At 46.6% G+C, this 12,348-nt stretch carries 8 protein-coding genes and 1 pseudogene; 1 reads left to right on the forward strand and 8 read right to left on the reverse strand.

Annotated features, from left to right (window positions below; translation table 11 throughout):
* Nucleotides 1–96: 96 nt before the first annotated feature.
* The 6 genes and pseudogenes from KDM92_RS08900 to KDM92_RS08925 form a co-directional block, all read right to left on the reverse strand.
* Nucleotides 97–2,694, reverse strand: a complete 2,598-nt coding sequence (locus KDM92_RS08900) for a M14 metallopeptidase family protein (protein ID WP_212684005.1) — start codon at nt 2,692–2,694, stop codon at nt 97–99.
* 284 nt (nt 2,695–2,978) lie between these two features.
* Nucleotides 2,979–4,252 (reverse strand): annotated as a pseudogene (locus tag KDM92_RS08905) (NAD(P)/FAD-dependent oxidoreductase).
* 83 nt (nt 4,253–4,335) lie between these two features.
* On the reverse strand, nt 4,336–4,755 hold the full coding sequence (gene trxC / locus KDM92_RS08910; protein ID WP_212684006.1) for a thioredoxin TrxC: 420 nt from the start codon (nt 4,753–4,755) through the stop codon (nt 4,336–4,338).
* Nucleotides 4,756–5,120: 365 nt separating this feature from the next.
* Entirely contained in the window at nt 5,121–5,330 is a 210-nt protein-coding gene (locus KDM92_RS08915; RefSeq protein ID WP_189344953.1) for a YgaP family membrane protein, read from the reverse strand.
* Nucleotides 5,331–5,438: 108 nt separating this feature from the next.
* On the reverse strand, nt 5,439–8,660 hold the full coding sequence (locus tag KDM92_RS08920) for an efflux RND transporter permease subunit (protein ID WP_230408251.1): 3,222 nt from the start codon (nt 8,658–8,660) through the stop codon (nt 5,439–5,441).
* 28 nt (nt 8,661–8,688) lie between these two features.
* Nucleotides 8,689–9,825, reverse strand: a complete 1,137-nt coding sequence (locus KDM92_RS08925; RefSeq protein WP_230408252.1) for an efflux RND transporter periplasmic adaptor subunit — start codon at nt 9,823–9,825, stop codon at nt 8,689–8,691.
* Between the two features lie 193 nt (nt 9,826–10,018).
* On the opposite strand from KDM92_RS08925, the gene KDM92_RS08930 reads away from it, so the two are divergent.
* Nucleotides 10,019–10,357 carry an ArsR/SmtB family transcription factor gene (locus KDM92_RS08930; RefSeq protein WP_189345126.1) on the forward strand — a complete coding sequence of 113 codons (339 nt, stop codon included), beginning with the start codon at nt 10,019–10,021 and terminating at the stop codon, nt 10,355–10,357.
* A 114-nt stretch (nt 10,358–10,471) separates the two neighbouring features.
* Here the strand turns inward: KDM92_RS08930 and KDM92_RS08935 are convergent, their stop codons facing one another.
* Complete coding sequence (locus KDM92_RS08935; RefSeq protein WP_212684007.1) at nt 10,472–11,395, reverse strand: hypothetical protein; 924 nt, start codon at nt 11,393–11,395, stop codon at nt 10,472–10,474.
* Nucleotides 11,396–11,436: 41 nt separating this feature from the next.
* On the reverse strand, nt 11,437–12,255 hold the full coding sequence (locus tag KDM92_RS08940) for a sulfite exporter TauE/SafE family protein (protein ID WP_212684008.1): 819 nt from the start codon (nt 12,253–12,255) through the stop codon (nt 11,437–11,439).
* Nucleotides 12,256–12,348: the final 93 nt, after the last annotated feature.

Here is a 12,348-nt window from a genome sequence, read left to right on the forward strand (position 1 = left end):
CAAAACAAAAATAACTGATTACGAAAGCACAAAAGACAAAGGGCAGATACTCGATGTATCTGCCCTCTATTTTTTAAAAAGTCTAGCTAAGCCGATTTAATCCTCATGCGCCTCATCACCTTCAGCGCGCGCTTTTTCAAATGCTTTTCCAAAGAATAAAGCATTTTCCAACACACGACGGCTACCGAGCCAACCGCTTCTAAAGCCCAAAGCTGCACTTGCCAAAATCACGCTACCACTACCAACACGTTGCGCCGTGATTGCCGCTGACCCAGCGATACGCTTGGCGTTTTCTGGCGAAGCATATCCGCTCAACACAGGTGAACTTGTATACGCAGCGACCGTGCCATAACGATCCCCTTCTAACTTGTACACATCAGCCTGCCCACGGAATACTGGCAAGATATCGCGCGGAATGCCTGCGGCAATTGGATGACTACGATCAATTTCCGTTTCAAAGATCACGCCAGCCACCAAATCTTTGGCGGCGTTTGCATCTTGGTCTTTATAGGCTAAACGTCCTTCTTTGGCCTTCTTATCCTCTGCCTTATCTGCATCCGATTTTTTACCTGCATCGCCTTTCACTAACTTGGTTTGCAAATAAGATTGATTGCTTGCCCAATTCAAAGCACCTTCAACACCGATAATGACGCCGCCTTGCTTCACAAAGCGTTCGATGTTTTTGTTAGCCTCGTCGGACAAACGATAACTACCATCACTCATCACGATGTGTGTGTAGCGTTCTAATTGCGTTGACGCTAAACGATCTGTGCTGAGCATGGTTGCTGGCAAACGCAAATGGGTATCGATCCAATGCCACAACTCACCAACCGAAGTCGAATCCAAGCCTTGACCAGTTAGCACCGCCACGCGCGGGCGCTCTACCGTTTTCAAACTGGCGCTGCCTAAATCTATTCCCGTACTACCAGCACCCGAGCTTAATGCGAACACTTCAACACTGTGATTAGCCGTCGCTTTACGTACTATCTCTGCCACATTCGCGGCTGAAGTGCTTTGCATCGCGACTGGAATAACGATACTACCGATACCTAAATCCTTACTACCTTCGGTCGTTTGCACGCGCATTGGCTTGGTCACTGTGCGCAAGCGCAATCCAGTTTGGCTTAGTTCTGCCAGCAATGGTGCAGCATCATCATTGACCCATGAAAAAGCGTAAGCAATATTCGAATCAGCTTTTAAACTCGCTTTCGGCAAATCCTGCACCGGATCACCAATCACATCAGCCGCGCTCTTAGCACTCGCTAGGTCATACGCTTTGGTGACACTCCAAGCAGAGACATCGTAAAAAGTATTATCTTTGAATTGCGTACGCAACTCGGTGATCCCTTCTAACAAACGACTTTGGCGCTGATTCAACGGAACCGCAATCGCATTGCGCGCATCGTAACGTTGACCATTGACGGTGACGCTACCCTTCACCTGATGCACCGCGATACCGTGTTGCTTCAACAAATTCGAGAAATCACGCAATCGGGCTGGATTGCCTTCAGCCGCAAATAACATGGCGCGATTAGGATCAGCCTGCGCCATTTTTTTCGCTTCATCATAGAAATTCTTTTGATGCGAAATCAATTGATCACGAATCGCATCTGCTGCCTGTATCGTACTAAGTGAAGTCGTAATTTGATTGGCAATAGTGTGATCAAATTTTAGCAAACCATTACGCGAATCCTGAATATGACCGCGCGAACTGGCTTGCTCAAACAGGATACCAACACTGCCTTGCAAATCTGGATAGGTAGAGCCTTTTCCATAATAAAAATCATCAAAGGCTTCGCGACTAAAATACAATTCACCACGCGCATCCAATGCTTGGGCATGGAACTTCGCAATCGCTTCAGTTAAGGACTGATTATTCGCTGGCGTCAAAGGATGGGTACGCGTTGGCACGCCAGGTTGGAAGAAATAAGTTGCATCCGTGCCTTGCTCATGAAAATCACCAAACACATGCGGGCGCCACGTCTGGAAAGTAGCGACGTGCGCACGTGATTCAGGGTGTTGCAACCACAACCAATCGCGATTCAAATCAAACCAATAATGATTACCTCGACCACTAGGCCAACCCTCACGATGTTCTAGAGTGTTCGGATCGCTAACCAAAGTTTGACCGCGATTGCTATTCGCCCAATTTGCGAAACGCGCAAGACCATCTGGATTGAGCATAGGATCAATCACAATCACGGTACGCTCTAACATTTCACTGACAGATTTATCCATTGAACTTGCGAGATGCCATGCCACTGCCGGTGCAGCATTTGCGCCACTGGGTTCATTACCATGAACGCTATAACCAAGATACACAACCAATGGGGTATCGCTTTCACCACGTCCGCGTGCTGCTTCGATTTCGCTCAAACGTTGATGATTTTTTTCACTGGTGATAATCACATTCAAAATCGGACGACGCTCATGCGAATAACCAACCACACGCACTTTGACCCGCGGTGATTGCGTTGCCAATAGCTGGTAGTAGGAAGTCAATTGCTCGGGACGTGCATGCCACTCGCCCAGTTCATATCCAAGCACAGAAGCAGGCGTGCTAATTTTATCGGCGCGCGCATGCGCAGGAATAACCGATTGTGGTGTCGCCGCATAAGCAGAATAAATAGGTGCAGCGCTGACAGAAATACAAAATGCGAGACTGACCGCTTGAGCGATTTTTTTTAGTGACATGGGATTCCTTCTTATAGTGAATTACCGACTGGAGGTTGCGCTATGCGGCGATGGATTACGGCATTAGCTTAGCGCGTTTAGAGCGCTTGCTGCATATTTAGTTCAAACTTGCCAATTCGAGTTAATCAATCCACAAGCCCATTTCCACGATCAACTCATGAAAAGTTGGCGCATGCCTAGCATAAAGACAAGTACAAAAAATCCCCCGCCAATCAGAGCGCGGGGGATGTATCGTTTTATGAAATATCAAACAACTTATCTTCTACTTACCTAATACCTATTGGCTACTTATCTAAGCGTTCGATACCTAGCATTTTCAATACGTATTTTTCATACACTGGTTCCGAATTGCCGGTCTTCATTTTGCGAATGAAATATTTTTCAAACGCGATTTTGGCGTAGTGCACCCATTTGCCTTTTTTAAACCAATTCACGTTTCTTGGAGGAATCTGCGGTAAGGCAACAAAGGCCGCGCCCGTATCGCCCATATCGGCCAAACAAATCGCATTCCAACTGCCTTTCGCGGTCGCGGGTTCGCCCTTTAAGTCTGCCTCAATATTATGCACAATCGCAGTAATCATGGTTTCTATCATGTAACCAGTCTTAGGTGCACCAGTCGGAACCGGTGTCACTTCGACTGGCGGAATGGCGATACAGACACCAGCAGAATAAATGTTCGGATATTTTTTGCTACGTTGATGATCGTCTACCATCACAAAGCCACGTGGATTGCACAAACCTTCCACCGCAGCAATCGGATCAACTCCACGGAACGACGGCAACATCATGCTGTATTTGAACGGCAGTTCATGTTCTTTTTTAAGATTGCCGATCTCATCCATTTCGCTGACGAACATCTTGCCATCTTCAACCCGCGTCGTCTTCGCGTTACAAATCCATTTAATATCGTTGTTACGTAATTCGCTTTCTAACATGGATTTGGAATCACCCACGCCACCCAAGCCTAAATGTCCGATATAAGGCTCGCTAGTCACATAAGTAATTGGCACCTTATGACGTAATTTACGACGTTTCAAGTCAGTGCTAAAGATAAAAGCGAATTCATAAGCAGGACCAAAGCAAGAAGCGCTTGGCATCGCACCAATAATTGCAGGACCCGGATCATCTAAAAATTTTTGATAAGCAGCATAGGCATGCTCTGCATGATCTATCGAGCAAATTGATTGGGTATAGCCATTTAATGGACCAGCACCTGGTACTTCATCAAAAGCCAGCTTCGGCCCAGTGGTGATCACTAAATAATCATAATTCACAGTTGTGCCATCGGCCAAAGTCAAAGCGTTTTGTTCTGGCGATAAAGCAGTCACAGCTTGGGCAATAAAGTTGATCCCTTTTTTTCCAAATAAGGACGGATCTCGAAGGTGATTGCATCACGTTGACGCCAGCCGACAGCAACCCAAGGATTCGACGGCACAAATTGAAAATAATCGACAGCGTTAATCACCGTGATTTGATGCGCACTACCGAGTTTTTCACGCAACTCATATGCGGCTGGCATACCGCCAGTGCCCGCGCCGAGAACAATAATATGTGCCATGTCTACTCCTTATATGATTAATCAACATTCACCCTAATTCGATACCATTCAATACAATTCAACCTACACCATTAAAAACTTCTTTATAAATATTGCCGTGCCCAAGCCACAATTTGCGCAGCCGGTATCACACCACTTTGACGCGCCAGCTCGCGTCCACCCTTGACTAATAGCAAAGTCGGAATACTACGTATGCCATAACGCTGACTAGCAAGCGGCGCTGCATCGCTATCGACTTTCACAAAGCGAATATCCGGCGCCATCTGCGCAGCCTGTTCAAATTGCGGCGCCATCGCGCGACAAGGGCCACACCACCCTGCCCAAAAATCGATCAATACCGGTAATTCGGTATGAGATAAAAATTTTGGCAAAGCCTGTTCACTAATCGCCACTGGCTGCGCCGCCATCAAAGCATGACCACACTTGCCACAGACTGGCGCATCACCCAAACGCTCGTCTGGAATACGATTCGTTGCTATGCAACTAGGACAAACTAAATGCACGGTTTAGCTCCTTTTCATTCTGTACATATCAAATTGAACGGCTACCACTAAACAAGCGACGCCATTTTAACGACGGTGATGTTTATGTTTTGATGTTCCCCGTTTGAGATGATGTAATTTGTGCTTTACAGAAAATGGATAAGAAAGTGTTGTTGTTTGAGCGAAGCGAGTTTCAACACTTTCCCATTTTTTGTAATGCACAAATTATGCTGAAGCGTAGCGTAAGCACCCGAAGGGCGAGTCTACGGTCGCCTTTTTTGGATTACCTTTTTTGGCGAAGCAAAAAAGGTAATTGGCTGTCGGGCCACACCCGACCAACAAACCGCTCAGCATCATCAACAATCAAAGGGATACGAAAATCAAACCTAATCGCCAGCCTTGAATCCAACTTTACGCATGATTGTCTCCATCAAGCACCACTTGGTAATCCCACTCTGCAAAATATTAACGCCGACAAAAGCAGTAAATGCCAAGAACCATTGATTCATAAATATAGGGCTACCTGGAATACCCAAAGCCAAACTCAAAAGAATAAATACGCCAGCAACCACTCTCACCATTTGCCATGAAGTCATGTTATTTCTCCTTAATATAAACACGTAAAAAATTTTTGATCTTGTCTTACTACCGCCACTAAAACTACGTTTTTCAAGTGCTCTTTAAACTAAGCACTAAGCTGACTTTTAAACTACCGCCTCATACTTCTTGCGATAAGCCATGAAGTACAACAAAGGAATCACGACCAAGGTCAACAACGTCGAAACAAAAATGCCGAAGATCAAAGAGATCGCTAAGCCATTAAAAATAGGATCATCGAGAATAAAGAAAGCGCCCATCATCGCCGCTAATCCAGTTAAGGCAATTGGCTGTGCGCGTGTGATCGCAGAGTTGACTACCGCTTCTTTAAACGCAATACCATCCGCAATTTGCACATGAATAAAATCCACCAACAAGATCGAATTGCGCACGATAATGCCGGCCAAAGCGATCATGCCTATCATGCTAGTTGCCGTGTATTGCGCACCCAAAATGGCATGTCCAGGCATCACCCCGATGATGGTCAAAGGAATTGGTGCCATGATGATCAACGGTGTTAAGTAAGAACCAAACTGCGCCACCACCAAGAGATAAATCAAAATCAAACCAACCGCATAAGCAGCGCCCATATCGCGGAAAGTTTCATAGGTAACTTGCCATTCGCCGTCCCATTTCAAGCTAAAGCCACGATACGGATCTTGCGGTGCACTAATAAAGAACTCTTCTAACTTGCCACCACTAGGCGTTACCAATTTGGCGATTTCTCCACGCATACTAAACATGCCATACAGCGGACTATCAATTTTTCCAGCCATATCCGCCACCACAAAATTCACTGGCAAACCATCTTTATGAAACAAAGGCTGCTCACGTAAGGTATCGGTGACCGTGACAAGCTCACGAATCGGCACAATACTGCCTTGTGCGTTCTTGACTCCCAAGGACAACAAAGTATCCAAATTGCCTTGCTCACTAATCGGCAAGTGCAAATTCGCAGCAACTGGATATTTACTCTGGTCATGCAAATAGGCTGCGGAATCTCCGGCTAAACCAGCACGCAAAGTCGTGACGATACTGGACTGCGCAATGCCTAATTGCGCAGCCTTCTTTCTATCGACGATCAGCAATTTACGTGGTGCATGCAAGATACTGCTGTCATCAACGTCGACGATGCCTTCCGCTTTTTCAAACACAGCACGTACTTGCTTAGCAACTTGACGACGTTCCACATCGCTAGGTCCATAAATCTCAGCCACTATCGGTGCCAAAACAGGTGGACCAGGTGGCACTTCCACCACTTTGACATTCGCATCTGGGTCTAACTTTTTCGCCAATGCTTGCAAATGCGGGCGCACACGTGTCGCGATCACATGACTCTTATCAGAACGATGACTTTTATCGACGAGATTGACTTGAATATCGCCAACCTCACCACCCGCACGTAAATAGTATTGACGCACCAAGCCGTTAAAATTGATCGGCGCGGCAGTGCCGGCATACGCTTGATAATCACTAACTTCTGGCACTGTTTGTAAATAATTGCCAAGCTCACGCAAAACCGCTGCGGTCTTTTCCACTGGCGTACCGGCAGGCATATCAACAATGACTTGGAACTCTGACTTGTTATCAAACGGTAGCATTTTCAATTGCACCCAACCGACCACTGGTAATGCGACTGACAACGCAATTAATGCAGCCACGCCAAGACCGAGCTTTTTACGATTTTTGCTACCAGCACTGTCGTCTAAAAATGGCTTGAAAATCTTACGGAAAATCGGCTCTAATTTGCTCGCCAAACCATCTTGTGCATGGTGACCTTCTTTCATCCAAATCCGCGCTAACCAAGGCGTGACTACAAAGGCAATCGCCAATGACAACAGCATACCCATGCTCGCATTGATAGGAATTGGGCTCATGTAAGGGCCCATCAAACCACTAACAAAGGCCATCGGCAACAAGGCCGCGATGACGGTCAGCGTTGCTAGAATCGTTGGACCACCAACTTCATCCACCGCACCTGGAATAATTTCTGTTAATGTCTTATGAGGGAATAAGGCCTGATGACGGTGAATGTTTTCGACCACCACAATCGCATCATCCACCAAAATACCGATAGAAAAAATCAGCGCAAACAGCGAAACCCGATTCAGCGTAAAGCCCCATGCCCATGAAGCAAATAATGTGACCGTCAAAGTTAAGATCACAGCCGTACCCACAATCGCGGCCTCACGACGACCAAGTGCGATAAACACTAAGGCGACCACCGACAAAGTTGCGAACAAGAGTTTTTGTATCAGCTTTTTCGCTTTATCGTCTGCTGTCTGTCCATAGTTGCGACTGACCGAAACTTCAACATCTGCTGGAATAACCGCATTTTTTAAAGTATCAACGCGATCGATTACCGCATTTGCTACTTCAACTGCATTTTGCCCGGGCTTTTTAGTGATCGCGATGGTAATAGCGGGATATTCAGCCGCCTCTTTTCCCGCAGTGCCGTGCCACACGTAGCGACTTGCTGGTAAAGCACCGTCTTCGATCTTTGCAACATCTTGCAAGAAAATCGGACGCTTGTTTTTTACAGCGACGACCAACTCACCGACACTTTGCGCATCACGCAAAAATGGTCCCGCCTCAATCGCTACAGTTTGATTACCCGCACTTAGTTCACCGCTAGGCAAACCCAAGTTCGCTGCACGCAAAGCACCTTGCAAATCCATCACGGTTAAGTCATTAGCTGCCAATTTGGATGGATCGAGCTCAATATTAATTGCGCGTCCAGGTCCACCGATACTGACCACTTCACGCGTTCCTGGTACACGTTTGATATCTGCTTCAATACTATGAGCGACGCTCTCTAAAGCGGCAGCACCAGTTTCTGAATTTTTGCTCCACAGGGTCAGTGAGACTATAGGCACATCATCGATACCTTTAGGTTTAATCAAAGGCTCTAAGGTGCCAAGATTGGCAGGCAACCAATCACGATTGCTATGAATGGTGTTATACAAACGCACCAAGGCCTCGGTACGTGGCACGCCCACTTCAAATTGCACGGTGATGATCGCGATACCTGGACGCGCCACCGACATCACGTGTTCAACATTGGCAATTTGGCTCAAGACTTGCTCAGCAGGAATCGCCACCATTTGCTCAACATCTTTGACTGAGGCACCGGGGAACGGAATCAAGACATTCGCCATCGTCACATTAATTTGCGGCTCTTCCTCGCGTGGCGTTACCAATACCGCAAATAGTCCTAGTAGAAAAGCGACTAACGCCAGCAAAGGCGTAATTTGCGACGCTTGGAAAAATGCGGCAATCCGGCCAGATACGCCCATAGTTTTCGCTTTGATCATATCGATGTCAGACATATTCGCTCCTTATTCTTTAGGTACAAGCTTATTTAGCGACAAGTTTGCTCGCATTTGCCGCAGCTAATGGATCTACCGCGACCATCTCACCAGCAGCCACGCCACTTAATATTTCCTGTTCATTCGCCATCACAGGGCCAGGTTTGACTTGACGCAAAATTGCTTTTCCTTGGGAATTAATGACGTACACTGCGTGCAACTCAGCACGACGAATAACCGCACTGCGCGGCACATACAAACGCTGGGCACTTGCCGATTTCGTTTCGTTCGTTTCGGCTTGCAAAGCGAAATTGACGCGTGCAAACAAGCCGGGGTTGACCGCTTGTATATCTGCGGGCAGGTCGAAGCGGACTTGCACAGTATGCGTAGAGGCATCGGACAAAGGTAAGACCGTCATCTTTTTGGGCTTCACAAAACGCTGTGCAGCAGGTAAAGAAGGAAATTCAATTTGAAAATGCTGATCTGATTTCAATTGACTAACTCGTGCTTGCGGCACCGTGACGATCACACGCAATTCTTTGGGATCATAGACCGTCATGATTGGTTTACCTGGCATCACCATTCCACCGACTGCTGACGGCATTTCTGCGACGATGCCGTTATATGGCGCATTGATCGTATAGAAGCCAGACTGCGTTTGCACCGCGCCAGCTTGGGCAATTTGGGCATTCGCTTGCGCGCTGGCTGACTTAAATTGCGCTAAGGCGCGATCTAATTGCGCTTGGCTGATGTAATTTTTTTCAAACAATAGTTTTTGACGCTCGTAGTCTTTTTCTGCGACAGCGAGATTGGCTCTGGCTGCATCCACTTGCGCCTTACTTGCATAGAATTCTTGTTGGGCAGCACGTGCATCCATACGTACTAAAAGTTGGCCTGCTTTGACCACATCGCCTGCTTGCACCGGCAATTGCACAATGGCACCCGCAATTTGCGCGGAGATCACGGTGTTGCGCACAGCTTCGACCACGCCATCAGCACTCAAATTACCGTCAGCATTCACGGCTCTCACGGCAACCGATGTCAAACTCGATTTACCTGCCGGCGATGCAGGCGCTTGGGGTGACGTTGATTTTTGTGCAAAGGCTTGCGTTTGCAGCAAACTAGTAACAATCAAGGTAAATAGCACAACAGATCTACGCAGCTTCATGGTCATCAATGGTGTCATGGCGTTGACTCTCTCAAGTTTCATAAAAATCAAAGTTAAAAATAGCCAAAAAAATTTAATTGCTATCCGATACTTCGCATAATATACTTATTTGCGTACATACGCAAATAGTAAATTAAGTTTTTGCGCAAATAGACAAAAATTCATTATAGAAGGTATCATGCTGCTTTCAACACATCATTCATGCTCGGTTATGGAAGGCTTATCAGAACTTGCGCTTAATCACGTTGCTCAATACTTTTCTGCATTATCAGAACCAACGCGATTAAAGATTTTGAATAATTTGCGTGACGGCGAAAAAAACGTTGGCGACTTAGCCAGCGCGTGCGACTGTTCACAGGCGAATGTCTCTCGCCATTTATCAACACTGGCAAAACACGGCATGGTGGTACGCGAGGGACGTGGCACCGCTGTGTATTACCGCATCGCGGACGAATCGATTTATGCCTTATGTGATCTCGTCTGCGGCAATGTGGCGCGTCAATTGGAATCACAAGCTTCTTTATTGGGTGGCTTGCAAGCTAAAAAGTGATAGCCGCTGCTACGAATCTTTAGTCTGCACAAAGACGCTCTTCACGACCAACAACCATGGACAATCAACAAAGTTGAACCTGAGCTAGTTTCGAACGCGGTTGTCACACGAACTTCAGTCAGCTTCGAGTCGCCAAGTTGAAGCATCATAAATGCTTGAGTAATCAGGCACACAAAAACTGTCGACACCGACCGCCTTTAAAAAATACAACTTACCTAGATCCTGCTCATGCTGTGTATGTACATACCATGCCGCTTGTGCTCGATCAGGAAAATCTTTGTGATATTTTGCGCGTTCAATTAGCAACCAACGCAAAAAGACTTCGTTCTCGGCGAGATTCAAACCAATAATCAGTAAAGGCTTATGAAACAAAATTTGTAGCCATGTGTTCGCGCCCTCCCAGTCATTGATCGCACCACCAGCAGACAAGCGTTTACTGCCTTTGTGCAAACGCGCGCGTGCTCTCTCGACGGAGCCCATGTAATGCGTCAATCCCAATCGAATACTACGATGGTATTTCTGCATACCATTAATATGCCAAATTCCAAATCCGCCGCAAGGATGGTCAAGTTTACTGTTACTGAAATAGGTTTCCCAGGGATAAAAATCAGTGAACGCGTTTTTACTAGTGACAAAGGCGGGCGCCTGCACTGACTCACTTAGCGTATGTTCAAAATTCGTCGTCAATATGGGACAAGCAAAATGCCGTGCCCAACGTGTAATGCTTTGGTGCTGAACAGCAGGTTTCCAATCCGCCATTAATTGACAAAATTGCTGCTGCAAACTTGGTAGTTTTTTTGATGTTTGAGAATTTTTCAGTGGTCGACGCGAAGCAAGCTCGAGCACATCATAAAACTCGGTCAATGAAATTCCCTCAGGGAGTTTGCCATTCAATTCTGGCAAGCTACTTTTCGCCAAGGTGCTTAATAGCGCATCCCAAGAGTTGGTATTTGCACGACTGTTATAGCGATTGATGCCATTCCCAATCAATAGTGCCAGTTGATGTTGATGTTCTTGAATTAGATCTCTTAGCAGCATAAATTCTTCTCAATTGAAGCACTTCTAAATTCAGCAAATCGTCAAACTGCCTTCAAGAGAAAGCTCATAGCAACGCCGCTCAACATCGTAGCAAAAATCAATTGCACCGTTTTAGGATCAAGAAAATTCGCTAGTCGACGCCCCGCCAACACGCCAGCAATTGAAGCCGCAGCGAACCATAAAGAAAGCACTATAGGTAATTCGACACCATGAAGCACTGCTGAACCTACGCCTACCGCACCTACTAACGCAATTACCATCAAGGAGGTGGCAGCGGCACTCTGTATCGTCAAGTTGGTGAAATGGCGCAATAGAGGAACAATAATAAAACCACCACCGACTCCCAATAGTCCTGTCGCAAATCCAGCACAAGCACCGATAAGGCCGATGATCGCCGCAGTTGACCAACTCCAATCAAAACGTCCCGTTTGCTGGTTGACCATGGCCAGCGCTTCATTTTTTACTGCAGCACTAAGAGCTGCACGAGCATCGGCACGCACTTGCAAAATCAATCGCGTGACAACTAACATCAACACCAATGAAAATGCCAGCATCAAGCCGCGCTGTGACATTTGCTGCGCCAGCAAAACACCTAAGGCCGTGATCGGTGCGCCAGCGACTGCCATCAGTGTTGCCGCCTTATACCGAACTTGACCACGTCGCAAACCATCGATCGCACCAATCATCGCCCCGATACTGACAGCCAATAATGCAACTGGCGTTGCCTGCTGCATGGTCCAGCCTTGAGAATAGACCAATGCTGGAACGGCCAACATGCCTCCACCGGCGCCGGTCAACCCCATGATTAAACCGACCATCAAACCGATCGATAGAAGTACAAATAAGGCAAATAAACTCATGAAGAAAAAAGTGGTAATTAGAAGTGACTGCAAAAAGTCACATTACCTTAGAAAAGAAATTGCGACAAGCAAATCGCTAGCGAGCAAAGAAAA

The sequence above is a fragment of the Affinundibacterium baiyunense genome (assembly GCF_018139645.1).
In the GTDB taxonomy this organism is placed as follows: domain Bacteria; phylum Pseudomonadota; class Gammaproteobacteria; order Burkholderiales; family Burkholderiaceae_D; genus Undibacterium; species Undibacterium baiyunense.

Bases quoted from the DNA above. Each gene is read 5' to 3' on its own strand.
- KDM92_RS08900 (WP_212684005.1), bottom strand. From the start codon at position 2,694: ATGTCACTAAAAAAAATCGCTCAAGCGGTCAGTCTCGCATTTTGTATT.
- KDM92_RS08915 (WP_189344953.1), bottom strand. From the start codon at position 5,330: ATGACTTCATGGCAAATGGTGAGAGTGGTTGCTGGCGTATTTATTCTT.
- KDM92_RS08920 (WP_230408251.1), bottom strand. From the start codon at position 8,660: ATGTCTGACATCGATATGATCAAAGCGAAAACTATGGGCGTATCTGGC.
- KDM92_RS08925 (WP_230408252.1), bottom strand. From the start codon at position 9,825: ATGACACCATTGATGACCATGAAGCTGCGTAGATCTGTTGTGCTATTT.
- KDM92_RS08930 (WP_189345126.1), top strand. From the start codon at position 10,019: ATGGAAGGCTTATCAGAACTTGCGCTTAATCACGTTGCTCAATACTTT.
- KDM92_RS08935 (WP_212684007.1), bottom strand. From the start codon at position 11,395: ATGCTGCTAAGAGATCTAATTCAAGAACATCAACATCAACTGGCACTA.
- KDM92_RS08940 (WP_212684008.1), bottom strand. From the start codon at position 12,255: ATGAGTTTATTTGCCTTATTTGTACTTCTATCGATCGGTTTGATGGTC.